The organism is Chryseobacterium sp. GQ58 (assembly GCF_059758895.1).
Genome location: NZ_JCAXEH010000001.1, coordinates 330,891 through 349,556 on the forward strand (window position 1 = coordinate 330,891; position 18,666 = coordinate 349,556).

An 18,666-nucleotide genomic window follows, 5' to 3' on the forward strand; every position below is an offset into this window, starting at 1 on the left:
CAAACTAGATAGAAATTATCTTTTATTATAAATACTTAATTCAAAAAACAAAAAAGTCCGCCGAAATTCAGCAGACTTAAATTTTATACTTTTATAAAAATTTATTGATTGATAGCAGCAATACCGGGAAGTTCAAGGCCTTCTAAACTTTCCAACATCGCACCGCCTCCCGTAGAAACGTAACTCACTTTCTCATCATAGCCAAACTGCTTTACAAAAGCTACACTGTCTCCTCCTCCAACTAAAGAGAAAGCTCCCATTTTTGTTGCTTCCGCAATACTGTCACCAAGGGCGATAGTTCCGGCAGCGAAATTTGACATTTCAAAAACTCCGATTGGACCATTCCATAAAATTGTTCTGGAATTTAATAAAACATCATTAAACTGCTCGCGAGATCTTGGGCCTGCATCCAGTCCCATCCATCCTTCAGGAATTTCATAGATATCAGTTTCTTTTCTATCTGCATCATTACTGAAACTTTCAGCAATTACAGTGTCTGAAGGTAAATATACTTTTACATTATGCTCTTTTGCTTTACCTAAAATTTCTAATGCTAAAGGTAATTTATCTTCTTCTACCAAAGAATTTCCAATCTTACCACCCAAAGCCTTAATGAAGGTAAAGGCCATGCCTCCGCCAATAATTAAATTATCAACAGCAGGTAAAATATTTTCTATAATGGTAATTTTAGTTGAAACTTTAGAACCGCCAAGAATAGCTGTAACGGGCTTTTCACCACTTTTTAAAACTTTATCAATTGCTTTTAATTCATTTTCCATTAATAAACCGAAAAATTTAGTTGAAGGAAAATAACCAGCAATTACAGCTGTAGAAGCGTGCGCTCTGTGAGCTGTTCCGAAAGCGTCATTTACATAAGCATCAGCAAGTTTTGAAAGTTGCTCAGCAAATGCTTCATCTCCTTTTTCTTCTTCACTATGAAAACGCAGATTTTCTAACAATAAAATTTCTCCCGCCTGAAGTTCAGAAGCAGCTTTTACTGCCTTTTCACCGATCGATTCTTCTACAAACTTCACTTCATGTCCAAGAACTTCAGAAACGTCATTTACGATATGCTTTAGAGAAAACTCATCTTTTACTTCTCCTTTTGGCCTGCCCAAATGCGTCATTAAAATCACAGATCCGCCGTCTTTAAGGATTTTTTCTACTGTTGGCTTTACTGCTGCAATTCTTGTATTATCCGTTACTTTCAACTGATCGTCCTGCGGAACATTGAAATCTACTCTTACTAAAGCTTTTTTATCTTTGAAATTGAAATCATTGATTGTTTTCATATGTACTTTATAATTATTTTCTTGGTCATCTGGAATCGACTTTTGGTTAAATGTTGTGAAAAACTAAAGCCTGCCGATTTCATAAATATTTTTGAATTTTCTCTTCACAAATGTAAGATTTTAAACTTTTTCAAAACATCCAAAAAGCTAAAAGTTTTCAAAAAAGTTATCACAATCCTATTATCCAATAATCAACATTATTTTTTCTTTATTTATAAAAAAGAATGATAGCTGTTGTTGAGTGTTGTGAATTTCGGGGATAACTTTTCTGATAAAACTTCATAACATATAGTTTGAATTCAATTCATATTTAATTCACAATGTAAATTATTGAAAGCGTGAATAATTTAAGACTTATCAACAGATATTAATAACTTTTAGACAACACCCTTTATTAGTTACTTTACTATGGAGAAAACAAAGATTAATCCCCGGAAAGATTTTGAAAGTTTTGTATTGAGTTTGCGTAACATTAGTTCATTAGTAAATTTTAGTATTCAAAAAACAATTAGTTTGAGAAAGTTTTCCACAGTTATTCACACTGCTTTTCACATTTTACCAGTCATTAAATAACAATTTATATTTTATACTTAAATTTGTAGAGAATAAATCTAATAAGTACATCATCAATTATGAAAAGAAAGATCGCTATTGCCGGAGATCATGCCGGTTTTGAGTATAAAGAGATCATCAAAAAACATCTTGAAGAGCAGTTTGAAGTTCAGGATTTCGGTACTTTTTCTACAGAAAGTGTAGATTATCCGGATTTTGTACATCCTGCAGCAACATCGGTAGAAAACGGAGACAGCGAACTGGGAATCCTTATTTGCGGAAGCGGAAATGGTGTGCAAATCACAGCCAATAAGCATCAGAAAATACGTTGTGCATTGTGCTGGATGCCGGAAATTGCTGTTTTGGCGAGACAACACAACGATGCCAATATGATCTCAATTCCTGCAAGATTTATTTCTAAAGAAGTTGCGATTGAGATTGTCAATAATTTTCTTTCGACCGATTTTGAAGGCGGAAGACATCAAAACAGAGTAGATAAAATTGCTTTCTGCTAAATGTAAAGTCCTGTAAATCAAATTACAGGACTTATTTATTTTTAATACCTTATATTTGCATCATCAAATAGAAATTACCAGTCTATTTATTCCACTAAAACCTCAAACAACATTTATCAAAGGTTTTCTCCCTCTTCTCCTTATTTGTATTAAATTTATACAGACTAAAAAAATCCACTTATTAAAGACTTGGAAAGAAAATTGATATTATTCAATTTAAAGAATTATTAAAATGAAAAAGAAAAAATATATAAGTCAGAAAAATGACTCAAAACTCTTGGAAATCGGAAGATTGATTCTAAGTTTCATGAATCAAAACCAAACCAAAATATACAATTATAAGCAAATCTCAGACGGAATAGATTATAAAAATCCGAGACAGCGCGAATTGGTGATTCAGGCTTTGCACAAACTTTTGTCAAACCAAAGAATCAAAGAAACAGAAAAAGGAAAATATATCATCAATCTCAATATTGAAGGAACTTTAACAGGAATTATAGATTTTAATCAGTCTGGAAACGCCTATGTAAAAGTAGAAAATTTAAAAGACGATGTTTTCGTACATTCAAAAAACGTGAAAGACGCTTTACAAGGCGATAAAGTTCTTATTGTTACCTATAATTTTAAAGGTAAAAAGATGGAAGGCTCCGTGCTTGAAGTATTGGAAAGAAGCCGCACAGAGTTTGTAGGAACTTTTCAGCTCGTTCCTCACAAAGAATTCGGGTTTGTTGTGTGTGATAAAAAAACCATTAACACAGATATTTTTATTCCGAAAGGTAAAATCAACGGCGCTGAAAATGGAAATAAAGTAGTGGTAAAAATGCTCGAATGGAAGCTTGGTGATAAAAACCCGGAAGGCGAAATTCTTCAGGTTTTAGGTGCGCCTGGAGAACATGAAACTGAAATTCACTCCATTTTAGCAGAATACGGCTTGCCTTACGATTTCCCTGAAGAAGTGGAAAGAGATGCCGATAAAATCGACAGAAGAGTTACTGATGAAGAAGTTGCAAAACGCCGAGATATGCGTAAAATCTGCACATTTACAATTGACCCAAAAGATGCAAAAGATTTTGATGATGCCTTATCTATTCAAAAATTAGACAACGGAAACTGGGAAATCGGGGTTCATATCGCTGATGTTTCGCATTATGTAGTTCCTGGAACGATGTTGGATGATGAAGCGTATGAAAGAGCAACTTCAGTTTATTTAGTTGACAGAGTTGTTCCGATGTTGCCCGAAGTTTTAAGTAATGATGTTTGTTCACTTCGTCCGAACGAGGATAAATTTACTTTTTCCGCAGTTTTTGAAATGAATGATCAGGCTGAAGTTATAAATCAATGGTTTGGAAGAACCGTGATTCATTCGGACAGAAGATTTACTTATGAAGAAGCTCAGGAAAGAATTGAAACTAAAGAAGGTGATTTAACGGAAGAAATTTTAGTTCTGGATAAGCTCGCAAAAATCATGCGTCAGAAAAGAATTAAAAACGGTGCAATTACCTTTGACAGAAGTGAAGTTCGCTTTAATTTGAATGAAAATAATGAACCAATCGGAGTTTATTTTAAAATAAGTAAAGATTCAAATCATTTGATTGAAGAATTTATGCTTTTGGCCAACAGGAAAGTCTCTGAATTTGTTTCCTTGAAAAAAGGTCAACCGAATAACAATACGTTTATTTATAGAATTCACGATGATCCGGATCCTGCAAAACTAGAGGCTTTGAGAGATTTTGTTTCTACTTTCGGATATAAAATGGATTTGGCAAATACCAAAAAAGTTGCCGAATCTTTAAATAATCTACTTCAGGATGTAAAAGGTAAAGGTGAAGAAAATATGATCGAAACTTTGGCAATGCGAAGCATGAGTAAGGCGATCTATTCCACAGAACCGATTGGACATTACGGTCTTGGCTTTGATTATTATTCGCACTTCACGTCTCCTATTCGTCGTTATCCGGATTTACTTGCGCATCGTTTGCTTCAGCATTATTTGGATGGCGGAAAGTCTCCTGACAAAAATGAGCTTGAAGAGAAAGCAAAACATTGCAGCGCAAGAGAAAGGCTGGCAGCCGATGCAGAAAGAGATTCTATCAAGTTTATGCAGGTAAAGTTCATGGAGAAGCATTTGGGAGAAACCTTCAAAGGAGTGATTTCTGGAGTGGCCGAATTTGGTTTCTGGGTAGAAATCCCTGAAAATGGAGCTGAAGGCTTAATAAAATTAAGAGATTTAATGGATGATTCTTACACTTATGATAAGTCTACACATGCGGTTTATGGTTCCAAAACAGGAAAAAGATATCAATTGGGAGATCAGGTTCATATTAAAGTGATAAAGGCCAATTTAATTCAAAAACAACTGGATTTTAAGATTGTTGATGAAAATTAAGCGATAAATTATTCCGTTTGAAAATAACATATTTAAAAGACTGCCAAATGGCGGTCTTTTTTTGTTCTGAAACTTCAGATATTTTTTAAATAAAAGCTTAAAAAGATCATTTTTAAAGACAAATAGAAATATAATTTTTAAATTTGGGATAGAAACAAATATTGGATGTTTGAACTTGTATTTTCGGCCATTGGTCTGGGTTTCATGTTGAGCCTGGTTTTTATAGGTCCTATTTTTTTCCTTTTAATAGAAACCAGTTTTTCACGAGGCCCGAAACACGCTTTAGCATTGGATTTGGGCGTTATTACAGCAGATCTGTTATGTATTATTGCAGCCTATTATGCAAGCGCGGATATTGTTGATTTGATTGATAAACATCCGGGTTTTTACAGAATTACGGCGATTCTTATCCTTGCGTACGGAATTATAATGATGGTTACAAGAACCAAAATGCACTTGCCGGGAGAAGAAAAACTGATCAGTCAGAATTATTTTAAAACTTTTTTAAACGGATTTCTTTTTAATCTTCTCAATGTTGGTGTTATCCTTTTTTGGCTGGTTACAGTGATTGGCGTGAGAAACCAATATCCTGATACTGAAAGCGTTATACTTTATTTAGGAATTGTGATTGCTACTTATCTAATGATCGATTTTGTTAAAATTTTTCTTGCCAAGCAGTTTCATTATAAATTAACTCAAAGATTGGCTAATAATATCCGAAAAGGAGTTGGTGTCGTTTTGATCCTGTTTAGTTTTTTCATATTTCTTCAGAGTTTTAAAATGTTTAATCAGTTTGATAAGCAATTGGAAGAAGCAGAGCAAAAAGAACTGAAATTCAAAAAAAATCAATGAAAAAAATAATTTTTCCAAAACTTCTTAAAAAAGGCGATAAAATAGCGGTCATTTCTCCGGCTGGAGCTGTAGATCCAAAGCATCTCGAAAAGGGATTAGAAATGATAAAAAATAAAGGTTTTGAGCCTGTTTTAGGGGAAAATCTTTATACAAAATTTGCAAACGGTTACAATTATGCCGGCACGGAAGAACAGCGAACAGAAGATATCAATTGGGCTTTGAATGATCCTGAAATTTCAGCAATTTGGGCTTCAAGAGGCGGTTACGGATGCCAGCATTTAGTTGAGAATCTTGATTTGAAAGCTTTTACAAAAAACCCTAAATGGTACATCGGATATTCGGATAATACCGTTATTCAAAGCTATTTGTTGAAAAAAGGATTTGCTTCGATTCACGGGCAAACGGTTAAAACTTCAAGTTTTGGCGTTACCGATGAAAGTTATGATCTGACTTTTGATATTTTAAAAGGAAAAAAACTGAAATACAGTTTAGAACCAAATCAATTTAACAAGAAAGGAAATATTGAAGGTGAATTAATTGGAGGAAATTTAGCCTTGGTTTATGCGCTTTTAGGAACGAAATATTCATTTGATTTTAAAGATAAAATTTTATTCATTGAAGAAATTGGTGAAAATTTTTATGCATTAGACCGAATGATGATGAGCTTAGAACTGGCTGGCGTTTTTAGAAAAATCAAAGGATTTATTGTTGGTGGAATGACCAATATGGGCGATGAAAAAGAAAATAAAAATTACGAAGAAAGCTTTGATGAATTTGCTTATCAACTGATTTCGGACAGAATCTCAAAGTACAGTTTTCCTGTAGTTTTTGGCTTTCCGAATGGACATATTCATGAAAATAAGCCGTTGATTATTGGCGGAAATGTGAAAATGAAGGTTGAGAATAAGGTTAAAATTGAATTTTAATAATCTAACCGCTCAAAACTTACAACTCACAAAAGATGGCTTCACACAACGAATTCGGAAAAATAGCAGAAGATTTAGCGGTTGAATATTTGATAAAAAACGGCTATAAAGTTCTTGTGAGAAATTTCCGTTTTCAGAAAGCCGAAATTGATATTATTGCCGAAAAAGACAATTTAATCATCATCACTGAAGTAAAAGCGCGCTCAACTGATGCTTTTATGCTGCCGCAGGAAGCCGTAAACAAAAGGAAAATATCATTAATCGTCTCCGCTGCCAATCATTATTTGGAAGAGTTTAATAAAAATCTGGAAGCAAGATTTGATATTATTTCGGTGCTACCCGACGAAAAAGGAAAATTAATTATTGAACATATCATTGATGCGTTTGAAGCGTTTGACGCAAATTAATTGATAACATATTTTATACAATTAAGATATACATTTTACAAGAAATGAAAACAATACTCATTACCGGAGCCACTTCCGGAATCGGAAAATCTACTGCTGAGCTTTTTGCAAAACAGGGAAACAGAATCATTATTTGCGGAAGAAGAACGGAAGTTTTAGAATCTGTAAAAAACGAATTATCAGCCTTAACTGAAGTTTTTAGTTTAAAGTTTGATGTCAGAAATCTTGAGGAAGTTGAAAATGCCATCAATTCTCTTCCCGAAGAATGGAAAAACATCGATGTTCTGATTAATAATGCAGGAAATGCACACGGTTTGGAACCTCTTTCTGCAGGAAGTACGGAAGATTGGGATTCTATGATCGACGGAAATGTAAAAGGAATTTTATATGTATCTAAAATGCTGATTCCGATGATGAAAGAAAGAAATTCGGGTCATATTATCAACATAAGTTCTGTCGCTGCAAGACAAACGTATGCAAACGGCGTCGTTTATTGTGCCACAAAAAAGGCGGTTGATGTAATTTCTGAGGGGATGAGAATTGAGCTTACCGAATTTGGAATCAGAGTGACCAATATTCAGCCGGGTGCGGTTTCTACAGACTTTTCTTTAGTAAGATTTAAAGGCGATCAGGAAAGAGCGGCAACAGTTTATGCAGGTTATGAAGCCTTAAAAGCAGAAGATATTGCTGATGCGATTGCATATTGTGTGAATGCTCCGCAACATGTTACGGTTTCAGATATGACAATTTATCCGAGCGCTCAAAGTGAACCCAGAACGATTTACAGAAAATAAATTGAAAAAATTATCACTTTTATTTCTGCTTTTTTCATTAAGTTTTTGGAATTGTCAGAACATAAAAATACCTCAGAAAGACGCAAAATTTTTTGAAAGTATTTCACTTTTAGATCAATATATGCAGAATAATGATGATAAGATTGTTGATATTCTGTGTTCGGACGTTTCTTTCGGTCATTCCAATGGTTGGATCCAGAATTTAGACGATTTTAAAAAAGATTTTGCTTCAAGAAAAGTCATTTATAAAAAAATCAAACAAATTGAAATTTCTGAATTTAAAAAGCATAAAAACTTTGCAAGCATCAGAAGAACGGTAAATGTTTCCGGACTTTATAAAGATCAAAAATTTGAAATGAAACTGGCTTTACTTGAAATCTGGATTAAAAAGAAATCTGCATGGAAACTTTGGAGCCGGCAAAGTGTAGAAATAAAGCCATAAATTTGCAAAAATTCTTTACCCAAATGAAAATCCTATACCTCGAAACCTCTTCCAAAAACTGTTCGGTTGCCATTTCGGATGACGAAAAGCTGTTGTGTATTTGCGAAGAAGTTTCCGAAAATTATAAACAATCTGAAAGCCTTCACGCCTTTGTAGAATGGGCTTTGGAGGGAGCAGAAATTTCTATGAAAGACATTGAAGCTATTTCATTGGGAAAAGGGCCTGGTTCTTATACAGGTTTGCGAATTGGTGCGGCTTCGGCAAAAGGGTTTTGTTATGGTTTAAAAGTACCATTGATTGCTGTCAATTCTTTGGAAAGCATGATTGAGCCTTTTTTAGGCAAAGATTACGATCTTGTAATGCCTTTAGTTGACGCGAGAAGAATGGAGGTTTATACGGCTGTTTATGATGGAAATACAGGAAATGAAATTAATCCGACTGAAGCTAAAATTTTAGACGAATTTTCTTTTGAAGAGTTTAAAAATAAAAAAGTCCTATTTGTAGGTGACGGAGCAAAAAAAGCAAAGGAAATTTTGCAGCTTCCGAATGCTGATTTTGATGAAGATATTTATCCGTCTGCGCAATATTTGGTGAAGAAAACTTTAGAAAAAATAAAAAATAAAGTTTTTGAAGATACAGCTTATTTTGAGCCTTTTTATTTGAAGGATTTTCATGGTGTGAAGAGAAAGAAAAGCTAAGAATATTTCATTAGAACAATCAAATTAAAAGATGCGCTCTCGAATTCGAGAGCGCATTATGATTTATTTTTTTTCTAATAAAGGTAAAACTATCCTTTTTATGGTTGACGTGTCATCTTTCCATTCAGGATACTCTTTATTGTCTTTCCACGTTGTAACTAACTGAATTTCTCCAGAATTATTAAATACTATATATTTTGACATATCTGGGATCATCTCAAATTGGCTTGGAGTAACTTCTTTAATAAAATCCTTATATTTTTTACTATTCTTTTTATCCTTATCTTTTAATACCAAAATTTTAGCATTTGGATAATCTTCTAAAATATAATCTTTTGCTAATTTTATCATTTTATGTCCTTCTGAATCAATCAAAAGTACATATAAATCAACATTGTGATCTTTTTCAATATTTAGAAAATTAGGTAAATGATATAAACAAGGAGCACACCAACGCGCAAATGTAAAAAATAGAGTATTTTTCTTATTAGAATTTTTTGCTATGCATGTTAAATCTGCAGTATCAACACGATAAATATCAAATTCAGATTTTTGTAATCCACACTTATTTTCTTGAGCAGATATACTTATTGCTATAAATAATCCAATAGAAACAACTAGTTTTTTCATTTATAATTTTACTATATTAAGTTGAGAAAAAAATAGATAAACAAAAAAGACTGCTAATCAATGATTAACAGTCTTTTTAAGTACCCCAGACGGGACTTGAACCCGTACGTCCTTGCGGACACAGGATTTTAAGTCCTGCGTGTCTACCAGTTCCACCACCAGGGCATGGCGTGGAGCGAAAAACGGGACTCGAACCCGCGACCCCAACCTTGGCAAGGTTGTGCTCTACCAGCTGAGCTATTTTCGCATAATATAGTGCGGATGAAGGGACTCGAACCCCCACGCCTCACGGCACCAGATCCTAAGTCTGGCGTGGCTACCAATTACACCACATCCGCATTATTATTGAGTTTTAAAGAACTTCTTTCGTTTTTGTGAGTGCAAATATAGGGCAATTATTTTTATTTACAAGAATTTTAAAAAGTTTTTTTATTTTTTTTTGCAAAATTGCACGCACTATACTTTTATTACATTTCAATTTACTACTTTTACAAAGTTAATATTTATGATATGGAATTACAAGGAACGGTAAAGAAAATCTCTGAAACTCAAACATTTGCAAGTGGTTTTCAAAAAAGAGAAATGGTTATTTTAACTCAGGAACAATATCCCCAGCCTATCAACATCGAGTTTTTATCAGATAAAATAAACTTATTGGATAATATAACTGAAGGTGAAAATGTGAAAGTGGGCATCAATATCAGAGGAAGAGAATGGGTTTCACCACAGGGAGAAACCAAATATTTTAACTCTATTACAGGATGGAGAATAGAAAAGGTTTCTGATAACGCTTCAGAACCTACACAGGCAGCTCCGTTTCAATCTTCTTCCCCTGTTTCCAACGAAAATCCTTTTGCCGGAGACGAAGACGACGATTTACCTTTTTAATAAGAGAATTAAAATCAAATATAATCCTGCTTTTTATTAAGTGGGATTTTTTTTCCCTAATAAATGGTTCGATTAGACGAAAACGAAATTTCATTCCCTGACCCTCAGGTTTACGACGGGCACGAAGGCATTATTGCTTTCGGTGGCGATCTGTCGTTGCAACGGATTTGGTTTGCGTATCAGTTGGGTATTTTTCCATGGTATAATCCGGGCGAAGAAATTCTTTGGTGGTGTCCCGATCCGAGATTTGTTTTGTTTCCTGACGAACTAAAGGTTTCAAAATCAATGAAGAAAATACTGAATAATAATGTTTTCACATTTTCTGAAAATCAAAATTTTCGCGAAGTTATCGCAAACTGCCAGAGAATTAACCGAAAAGGACAAGAAGGAACCTGGCTTTCGGATGAATTGATGGAATCTTTTATTACATTACATGAATATGGCTTTGCAAAAAGTATCGAAGTCTGGCAAAATGATGAACTTGTTGGCGGACTTTATGGTTTGAAAATCGGAAATGTATTTTGTGGAGAAAGTATGTTTGCGAAAGTAAGCAACGCTTCAAAAGCAGGATTTATTCATTTCGTAGAAACACATAAAGATGAACTTGAATTAATTGATTGTCAGTCACACACAAGTCATTTGGAAAGTTTGGGAGCAAGGATGATTTCTAAAAAGGATTTTTTAAAAATTTTATACAAAAATAATGAACGCGGATAGAGAAAAATGGATTCTTCTGATCGTCCTCAGCATCATTTGGGGATCATCTTTTATCTTAATTAAAAAATCTTTGGACCATTTTACTCCTTATCAGGTGGGAGCCTTGCGTGTTTTGATTGCGGGAATTATTTTAATGCCTATTGCTATTTCCAAATACAGGCTTTTTCCGAAAAAACATTTAAAATGGCTTCTTTTGGCGGCTTTCTCAGGGAATTTTATTCCGATGTTTTTATTTCCGATTGCCGAAACACAAATCAGCAGTAGTATTGCCGGAATCGTCAATTCAATGATGCCGATTTTTGTGATTATAGTCGGAACATTATTCTGGAAATTTGAAACAACAAAAAAACAGATGATTGGAGTTTTTATAAGCTTTACGGGAGTTTGTATGCTTGCTTTCGGAGGCGGTGAAGGGACTGTTTTTAAAGTTTTTCCTATTTTAATACTGCTTTTTGCAACTTTATGCTACGCTATAAACGCAACAACGGTAAAATCTAAATTGACAGATATTTCATCAACCGCTTTATCAGCTTTTGTATTTTCTTTCGTATTATTTTTACCTTCTGTAATTGCTTTGATTTCGACAGGTTTTGTTTCTGAATTTACTTTTTCAAAAGATAATATGATCGGACTGATGTTTGTGGGCTTACTTTCCGTTTTTGGGACCGGATTGGCAATGATGATGAATTACAGGCTTCTCAAAGTATCAACTCCACTTTTTGCTTCTACTGTAACTTTGCTGATGCCTATTGTTGCGATTGTTTGGGGCGTTTTAGACGGCGAAAAATTGACTTTATTACAATTTGTAGGCGCTTGTATAATTCTTGCCGGTTTGATCTTTTTAAGGGCTAAAACTGTTGTTAAAAAATAAATCCCGCATTGCTGCAGGATTATTTATTTAAATTAATTTTTTTGAATCATTAAGGCTTTGTTAAGTTATGAAGTTAAGATCAATCATTTTGATTTTAAGACAAAATAAATCTTAATTTCCAACTTATCAGTTTTTCTTCTTCACTTTTGCTTTCACCTTTTTCACTTCATCCTTTATGTAAGGATATTTTTTCTGCATATCCGAAGCTAAAGTAGAATCAAGTTCTAAAGCTTTTTCTAGAGTTTCAGCACCTTTTTCGTTGTTTTTTAAGTTAAAATAACAATTACTTAGCTGATAATACAATTCGGCTCTGTTGTGACTTTTCAAAGCTAAATTTAAAATCGTTACCGCTTCTTCATATTCTCCGACAAGCATCAAAACTTCTGTATAAGCATACCAGTTGTAAAACCTTGAAGGCTCGGCATCTACAAGCTTTTTAAGGCAAGAAAGACTTTCTTCAAACTTCCCCGAATCGATGAACAAAAACGCCAGTCTTTTCTGATAATCAAGGTTGCTGTCATTCAGTAAAGTTGCTTCTTTGGCAAAGTGTAAAGCTTCCGGCATGCCGCCCATTTCTTCGTAAAGATAAGATTGCTCCATCATCGACAGATAAAACTGCGGATCTTCGCGCAATGATTTCTGAAAAGAATTTAAGGCTACAATTGGTTGTTTTAAAGCTTTATAACACAAACCTATTTTATAAAAAGTAAATGCTTTTGTATATTCCAGCTCAAGCATTTCTTCGTACACTTCCACCGCTTTCTTGTATTGTCCCAACGCTTCATAACATGCTGCTTTACTTGCATATACACCAACAGCGCTGGAATTGATTGCCAGCATATAATCGAAACCTTTAATGGCTTCTTCATAATTTTTCCTGTTGAAGTAATATTGTCCGTATTCGCTCCATGCTACTTCCGAGTAAGGGAAATCATCAATATAAGCATTTAAGAAAGCAATTGCTTCTTCGCTCTTATTCAGATCACTAAAGCAGATCATCACGTTTTCCAAAGAATATTCATCCGTCGGATCGTCTTTCAATGCTTGTTGATAATGTTTAAGAGCGTTAAAAGGATCTCCTAAGTTCACATATTCATCTGCAATAAAATTATTAAGGAAGTTTTCTTCTTCGTTTAATTCTAAAGCTTTTTTGCAAATGTCAATAGATTTTCTAGGATTCCCTAAATTCGAATAATATTTTGCGTAGCAAACCAAAAAGTCTGTATTCTCCATTGAAGAACCTTTTAACTCATCGATTAATTCCTTCGCCATATTATAATCTTCCCATTCCAAAAGAACTTCAAGTTTTTTGATCTTGATATCTAAAGAATTGGGATGAAGCTTGAGCCCATAATTCACCGCAATATCTGCGTAATTAAAATCACCCAACTCCAGATAATAAACAATAATGTCTTCCAACTCTTCTGTATCGAAGTAGAATTGATCATTGTTTTCCATCATTTCCTCGAACTTTTTTACAAGTTCATTTCCAAAATATTCTTCCAATATATGTGAGTTTAAGATTTAAGACTTGAGATATGAGATGTACAAATACTCTGTTCTGAAAATCTTATTACTATAAAGTTAATAAATAAATTTTTTAGAATGACGATATTTAACTTTAATTTTTATTAAATCAAACTTCTGATCTTTGCGATCATATCATCACCCAATTTGTCTGCTTCTTCCTGAGATTTTGCTTCTGTATATATTCTGATAATAGGTTCTGTATTCGACTTACGAAGGTGAACCCAATTGTTTTCAAAATCTATTTTTACTCCGTCAACTGTAGAAACCTCTTCATTTTGATACTCTTTTTCCATTTTAGTTAAAAGATCATCAACATTAATTTCCGGCGTAAGCTCTATTTTCTTTTTCCCCATGAAATAACTTGGGTATCCGGCTCTCAACTCGGAAACCGTTTTGTTTTCTTTTGCAAGATGTGTCAAAAACAAAGCCACACCAACCAAAGAATCTCTTCCGAAATGTAAATCAGGATAAATGATTCCTCCGTTTCCTTCACCGCCGATTACGGCATTTTTTTCTTTCATCAAATTCACCACATTCACTTCGCCAACGGCGCTTGCAAAATATTCTGAATTGTGCGTTTTCGCAACATCTCTCAAAGCACGGCTTGAAGAAAGATTTGAAATTGCCACGCCGTTTTTGTTTTTCAACAGGTAATCTGCAACGGCAACCAAAGTGTATTCTTCACCAAACATTTCGCCCTTTTCATCAACTAAAGCCAGCCTGTCGACATCCGGATCTACAACAACGCCAAAATCTGCATTTTCTTTGATGACCAATTCGCAAATATCACCCAAATGCTCTTTCAAAGGTTCAGGATTGTGTGGAAATTGTCCGTTTGGTTCGCAATATAATTTTACCGTTTCACAGCCTAATTTGTCTAAAAGCATCGGAATTGCGATTCCGCCTGTAGAATTTACGGCATCCAAAACGATTTTATATTTTTTAGCTTTGATGGCTTCAACATCCACCATCGGCAAATCAAGAATCTGCTGAATATGAATGTCAAAAGCATCATCTCTTGTTTCGTATTTTCCTAAATCATCCACTTCGGCATAATCGAAATCTTCACTTTCTGCCAAAGCTAAAACTTCAGCACCGTTTTCTCCGCTGATGAATTCTCCTTTTTCATTTAATAATTTCAGGGCATTCCATTGTTTCGGATTGTGAGAAGCGGTCAAAATAATTCCGCCGTCTGCATTTAATTCAGGAATCATAATCTCAACAGTCGGCGTGGTAGAAAGTCCTAAATCCACAACATTGATTCCCAATCCCTGCAAAGTTGCCGTCACCAAAGAATTAACCATTGAGCCGGAAATTCTAGCATCACGACCAATAACAAGCGTCAAATCTCTTTTATTTTTATTATTCTGAAGCCATGTTCCGAAAGCAGAAGCAAATTTTACGACATCAAGCGGTGTCAGATTATCATTTACTTTTCCGCCGATTGTTCCGCGAATTCCTGAAATACTTTTTATTAATGACATTTTTTTATATTTAAATTTTGTGGTATTAATGTAAATGCAATGTGCGTTTTTATTTTTAATACTTTAGGAAAAACAGATTATCTTTATTTTAAATTTTTCCGATGCAAAGATACTCAAAAGGCAACTAACTTATAAAATAGGAATCTTTTTCTCGATTTTATCATAATTCCTTTTCAAAGCCTTTGGAGGCGGGAAACGGTAACCAACATACAAAAGCCCATAAATATTATTGTTTTCAACGGTAGAATTTTCTTTTTCATCATAAGCTGTTGCATTAAAGTTAAGTTTTCCGCCAAATAAAAAGCGATCGGAATTGTAACCGATATGTAAGCCTCCCGATCCTTTTGCCGTTACATATTGTTCATTTTGTTTCGGGCCTTTCGATCCGTTTTCTAAAGTGTCTTTGAAGCTCGTAAACTTCCCGCCAAATCCTAAAGTTAAATAAGGCGCAATATTCACTTTCTCGGCAATTACCCAATTGTAAAAATATCCGATGTTTGCCCCAAAATTATATTGATATTCTTTGCTTTTCAAACCGTCAATGGTATTGCTGAAAATTGTAAAATCATAATCTAAAAACGGAACCCAGCTTCCTTTGCTGTTTGTCTGCCATTCGCCTTGCGTATAAAGGCTTTTTAACGAAAAATCTTTCTTTAAAATATAAGAAGTAGAACCTCCAAAGGTCTGAACCCTCAAATCCGGAAATTTAATATAAGGATCTATTCCATTTTGCCAGCCCGGAAGAAGATCCTGCATATTTTCAACATAAAATCCTTTCACGTTTTTATAATAAAGCGTCTGTACAAATCTGTCCGGAAAAAATCTAAATCTGAAATCGGTGTATGAGCTGTTTCCTTTTCTTTCATTATCATTATTTCCAGGAAAAAATTGTGGAGCAAAAGATATTGTAGCACTTATAATCCTGTAATCAACGGATAAAGAAGCTTTTGTCTTATTGTTGATGGTAAGTATAGTTTCATTTAAGTTTTCTTCACCGCCTTCCGAAAATGTGTAGTTTTCTATATTCGTATCAAGATTTACACGAATCATCACTTGATCTGTGTAAGACTTTATTTTTGTGCTGTCTGTTTGTGCTTTTGAATTAACGCTCAGCAAACAAAGGACAAAAACAGAAACTGCTTTTAAATTCAAAATTACTTTTAAGAATAAAATTACTACAAAAATTACATTTCTACGAACATCCGCAATCTTTATCACAGTTTGTTCTTTTGGAGCTGAATTTTTTCGGTGCAAAGTTCTTTCTGATAATTCTGTATAAAGAATAACAGGCAAACGCTACAACAAGAAAAATAACTATGTATTGAAAAATTAATGAGTCCATTATTATTTTAAGATTTGATACACTATCATCGACACAAAATATGCCAAACCGGTCATCATCACAACCTGAAAGCCAGTCCATTTCCAGCTTTTGGTTTCTCTATATACCACCGCAATCGTAGAAACGCATTGCATGGCAAACGCATAGAATAAAAGAACCGAAATACCCGTTGCAAAACTAAAAACCTTTTCGCCGTTTGGTTTCACATCGTGCCTCATTTTATCTATTACTTTTCCTTCCGGGGCGTCATCATCCAGGCTGTATAAAGTTGACATCGTGCCTACAAAAACTTCTCTTGCCACAAAACTCGTAAGAATCCCGACGCCCATTTTCCAGTCGTAACCAAGTGGTGCAATTGCCGGCTCTATCGCTTTACCCATTTTAGCAAGATAGGAATGATCAAGCTCGACATTGGTGGCAACTATTTCGTTTGTATTCTGTTTTGGACCAAAATAGCTTAAAACCCAAATAATAATACTGACCAAAAATATAATTTTTCCCGCGCCGGTAATAAAATCCCAGACTTTACCTAAAACCATCTTAAAATCATAACCAAAAAGCGGTTTTTTATAGGTTGGTAAATCCATTACCAGATAAGTTTTGCCTTGATTTTTAATAAATCCTTTCAAAATAGCAGCCGAAAACAAAGCCACCAAAAATCCTAAAAGGTACATCCCCAAAAGAACCAAAGCTTTATACTGAATTCCTAAAAAAGTTTTATCGGAAATAATCAAACCAATAATAATGCTGTAAACCGGAAGCCTTGCAGAACACGTCATGAAAGGCGTTACCAGAATCGTCAATAATCTTTCTCTTAAGTTTTCGATGTTCCTTGTGGAAATTACCGCCGGGATTGCACAAGCTGTTCCGGAAACTAAAGGAACAATACTTTTTCCGTTTAATCCGAAAGGCCGCAAAAACCTGTCCATCAGGAAAATAACTCTCGCCATATATCCCGAATCTTCCAATAAATAAAGAAAATATAATAAAATGCCGATCTGTGGAGCAAAAATAATAATACCGCCTAATCCCGGGACAATTCCTTCAGAAACCAATGAATTGATGGGGCCTTCCGGTAAATGTTCGGACGAGAAAGCCGAAAGCCATGCAAAAAAACTGTCGATCCAGTTCATCGGATATTCTGCCAAAAAGAATACGCTGTTAAAAACAATTAAAAGCACCAACAGAAAAACAATATATCCCCAAAATTTATGGACTAAAACTTTGTCTAATTTTTCGGTCAGCAATTCTTTAAACTGCGGCTTTTTTGAGATGACATTTGCCAGAATTTTATCAACAATCTGATATCTTCTTACCGTTTCCTGAACCTGTAATCTTTTAGGAACTAAACTTTTTGAATTAAATTCATTGATAAGCTCGCTTGCTTCATCTATTTTTTCGGGATCTGTACCTAAAGAAAGGCTCATCCATGCTTTATAATCATTCTCAAAATGGTTGTGAGAACGTACCTTATCTAAAAAGTCTTTATGCTCAGCAGGAACTTCAAATGAAGGGTTTTCTTTTTTTACAAAATTATTGTTTAAAACAGCTTCTTGTATGGCTTCTATTCCTATCTGTTCTTTAGCGTTGGTCTGAATGATTTTGATATCCAAAGCTTCTGAAAACTTTTGAATATCAATGTTTATTCCTCTTCTTTCTGCCTGATCGATCTGGTTTACTACCAAAATCATCGGAACGCCCAAATCCTGAATCTGCTGAAACAATAAAAGGCCTCTTTTTAAGCTTAAAGCTTCGAGGATATAAATAACGCCGGCAAAATTTTTCTGCTCATCCAATAGAAACTTTGAAAAGATGGCTTCATCTTCAGAACTTGGATAAATGCTGTATGAACCGGGCAAATCTACAACCTCAACCTCTTCATTTTTATAAGAATATGTCCCGGAATGGCTTGCAACGGTGACGCCGGCATAGTTTCCGGTTTTTTGTTTTCTTTTGCAAAGCGCATTAAAAACGGTTGACTTTCCTACATTCGGGTTTCCTACTAAAAGTATCTGCTTTTTATTGTTTTCCTGCATTAATCCAAATCTTCTACAATGATATAATCTCCCTCTTCCTTACGCAAAGCGATCCGGCTTTTTTCATTGCCAAATTCTACATAAAGAGGCCCTTTGAAAGGAGCCTGATACAGAATTCTAAAAACAGTTTCAGGTAAAAGCCCCATTTCTATGATTTTGTTGGGCATTTTCAGATGATCATTATCATAGCCCAAAATTTTCCCAAATTTATCTTTAGGAAAACTGCTCAATTTGTGTAAATAGTTATCTTTCAATACCTATATTTTTGTAACTGCAAATATACGCTATTTAAATTTAATCTAAA

18 protein-coding genes and 3 tRNA genes are annotated in these 18,666 nt (G+C 34.3%); 11 read left to right on the plus strand and 10 right to left on the minus strand.

Annotation, left to right across the window (positions count from 1 at the left end; all coding sequences use genetic code 11):
• Window positions 1–101 precede the first annotated feature (101 nt).
• Complete coding sequence (locus AC6CHK_RS01515) at window positions 102–1,292, minus strand: phosphoglycerate kinase (RefSeq protein WP_498092874.1); 1,191 nt, start codon at window positions 1,290–1,292, stop codon at window positions 102–104.
• Window positions 1,293–1,924: 632 nt separating this feature from the next.
• On the opposite strand from AC6CHK_RS01515, the gene rpiB reads away from it, so the two are divergent.
• The 8 genes from rpiB to tsaB all read left to right on the plus strand — a co-directional run bounded on the left by rpiB (window position 1,925) and on the right by tsaB (window position 8,864).
• Window positions 1,925–2,359 carry a ribose 5-phosphate isomerase B gene (gene rpiB / locus AC6CHK_RS01520; RefSeq protein ID WP_498092876.1) on the plus strand — a complete coding sequence of 145 codons (435 nt, stop codon included), beginning with the start codon at window positions 1,925–1,927 and terminating at the stop codon, window positions 2,357–2,359.
• Window positions 2,360–2,591: 232 nt separating this feature from the next.
• The gene (rnr, locus tag AC6CHK_RS01525) at window positions 2,592–4,745 is read left to right on the plus strand and encodes a ribonuclease R (protein WP_498092878.1); all 2,154 of its coding nucleotides are present in this window, start codon (window positions 2,592–2,594) and stop codon (window positions 4,743–4,745) included.
• A 165-nt stretch (window positions 4,746–4,910) separates the two neighbouring features.
• Complete coding sequence (locus tag AC6CHK_RS01530; protein WP_498092880.1) at window positions 4,911–5,597, plus strand: LysE family translocator; 687 nt, start codon at window positions 4,911–4,913, stop codon at window positions 5,595–5,597.
• Window positions 5,594–6,523: a S66 peptidase family protein gene (locus AC6CHK_RS01535; protein WP_498092882.1), complete on the plus strand. Its 930-nt coding sequence runs from the start codon at window positions 5,594–5,596 to the stop codon at window positions 6,521–6,523. The genes AC6CHK_RS01530 and AC6CHK_RS01535 overlap by 4 nt, the downstream gene beginning before the upstream one ends.
• A gap of 35 nt (window positions 6,524–6,558) precedes the next feature.
• Window positions 6,559–6,930 carry a YraN family protein gene (locus AC6CHK_RS01540; RefSeq protein ID WP_498092884.1) on the plus strand — a complete coding sequence of 124 codons (372 nt, stop codon included), beginning with the start codon at window positions 6,559–6,561 and terminating at the stop codon, window positions 6,928–6,930.
• A gap of 44 nt (window positions 6,931–6,974) precedes the next feature.
• Window positions 6,975–7,724, plus strand: a complete 750-nt coding sequence (locus tag AC6CHK_RS01545; RefSeq protein WP_498092886.1) for an SDR family NAD(P)-dependent oxidoreductase — start codon at window positions 6,975–6,977, stop codon at window positions 7,722–7,724.
• 1 nt (window position 7,725) lies between these two features.
• Window positions 7,726–8,166: a hypothetical protein gene (locus AC6CHK_RS01550; protein ID WP_498092888.1), complete on the plus strand. Its 441-nt coding sequence runs from the start codon at window positions 7,726–7,728 to the stop codon at window positions 8,164–8,166.
• Between the two features lie 23 nt (window positions 8,167–8,189).
• Window positions 8,190–8,864, plus strand: a complete 675-nt coding sequence (gene tsaB / locus AC6CHK_RS01555; protein WP_498092890.1) for a tRNA (adenosine(37)-N6)-threonylcarbamoyltransferase complex dimerization subunit type 1 TsaB — start codon at window positions 8,190–8,192, stop codon at window positions 8,862–8,864.
• Between the two features lie 63 nt (window positions 8,865–8,927).
• Here the strand turns inward: tsaB and AC6CHK_RS01560 are convergent, their stop codons facing one another.
• From AC6CHK_RS01560 to AC6CHK_RS01575, 4 genes are all read right to left on the minus strand, one after another.
• Window positions 8,928–9,494 (minus strand): hypothetical protein, encoded by a 567-nt coding sequence (locus tag AC6CHK_RS01560; protein WP_498092892.1) that lies wholly within the window; start codon window positions 9,492–9,494, stop codon window positions 8,928–8,930.
• A gap of 81 nt (window positions 9,495–9,575) precedes the next feature.
• Window positions 9,576–9,659, minus strand: a tRNA-Leu gene (locus tag AC6CHK_RS01565).
• Between the two features lie 6 nt (window positions 9,660–9,665).
• A tRNA-Gly gene (locus AC6CHK_RS01570) sits at window positions 9,666–9,741 on the minus strand.
• Between the two features lie 9 nt (window positions 9,742–9,750).
• Window positions 9,751–9,832, minus strand: a tRNA-Leu gene (locus AC6CHK_RS01575).
• Window positions 9,833–10,004: 172 nt separating this feature from the next.
• Between AC6CHK_RS01575 and AC6CHK_RS01580 the strand changes: the two genes are divergently transcribed.
• The 3 genes from AC6CHK_RS01580 (at window position 10,005) to AC6CHK_RS01590 (ending at window position 11,970) form a co-directional block, all read left to right on the plus strand.
• On the plus strand, window positions 10,005–10,382 hold the full coding sequence (locus AC6CHK_RS01580) for a DUF3127 domain-containing protein (protein ID WP_498092894.1): 378 nt from the start codon (window positions 10,005–10,007) through the stop codon (window positions 10,380–10,382).
• A 63-nt stretch (window positions 10,383–10,445) separates the two neighbouring features.
• Window positions 10,446–11,099 (plus strand): leucyl/phenylalanyl-tRNA--protein transferase, encoded by a 654-nt coding sequence (aat, locus tag AC6CHK_RS01585; protein WP_498092896.1) that lies wholly within the window; start codon window positions 10,446–10,448, stop codon window positions 11,097–11,099.
• Window positions 11,086–11,970 carry a DMT family transporter gene (locus tag AC6CHK_RS01590; RefSeq protein WP_498092898.1) on the plus strand — a complete coding sequence of 295 codons (885 nt, stop codon included), beginning with the start codon at window positions 11,086–11,088 and terminating at the stop codon, window positions 11,968–11,970. The genes aat and AC6CHK_RS01590 overlap by 14 nt, the downstream gene beginning before the upstream one ends.
• A 126-nt stretch (window positions 11,971–12,096) precedes the next feature.
• On the opposite strand, the gene AC6CHK_RS01595 is transcribed toward AC6CHK_RS01590, so the two are convergent.
• The 5 genes from AC6CHK_RS01595 to AC6CHK_RS01615 all read right to left on the minus strand — a co-directional run bounded on the left by AC6CHK_RS01595 (window position 12,097) and on the right by AC6CHK_RS01615 (window position 18,616).
• Complete coding sequence (locus AC6CHK_RS01595; RefSeq protein WP_498092900.1) at window positions 12,097–13,476, minus strand: tetratricopeptide repeat protein; 1,380 nt, start codon at window positions 13,474–13,476, stop codon at window positions 12,097–12,099.
• A 125-nt stretch (window positions 13,477–13,601) separates the two neighbouring features.
• Complete coding sequence (gene glmM, locus AC6CHK_RS01600; RefSeq protein WP_498092902.1) at window positions 13,602–14,984, minus strand: phosphoglucosamine mutase; 1,383 nt, start codon at window positions 14,982–14,984, stop codon at window positions 13,602–13,604.
• Between the two features lie 129 nt (window positions 14,985–15,113).
• Entirely contained in the window at window positions 15,114–16,202 is a 1,089-nt protein-coding gene (locus AC6CHK_RS01605; RefSeq protein ID WP_498092904.1) for a DUF4421 family protein, read from the minus strand.
• Between the two features lie 126 nt (window positions 16,203–16,328).
• Window positions 16,329–18,362 (minus strand): ferrous iron transport protein B, encoded by a 2,034-nt coding sequence (feoB, locus tag AC6CHK_RS01610; RefSeq protein ID WP_498092906.1) that lies wholly within the window; start codon window positions 18,360–18,362, stop codon window positions 16,329–16,331.
• Window positions 18,362–18,616 (minus strand): FeoA family protein, encoded by a 255-nt coding sequence (locus AC6CHK_RS01615; RefSeq protein WP_498092908.1) that lies wholly within the window; start codon window positions 18,614–18,616, stop codon window positions 18,362–18,364. Before AC6CHK_RS01615 ends, feoB begins: the two co-directional genes overlap by 1 nt.
• Window positions 18,617–18,666 lie beyond the last annotated feature (50 nt).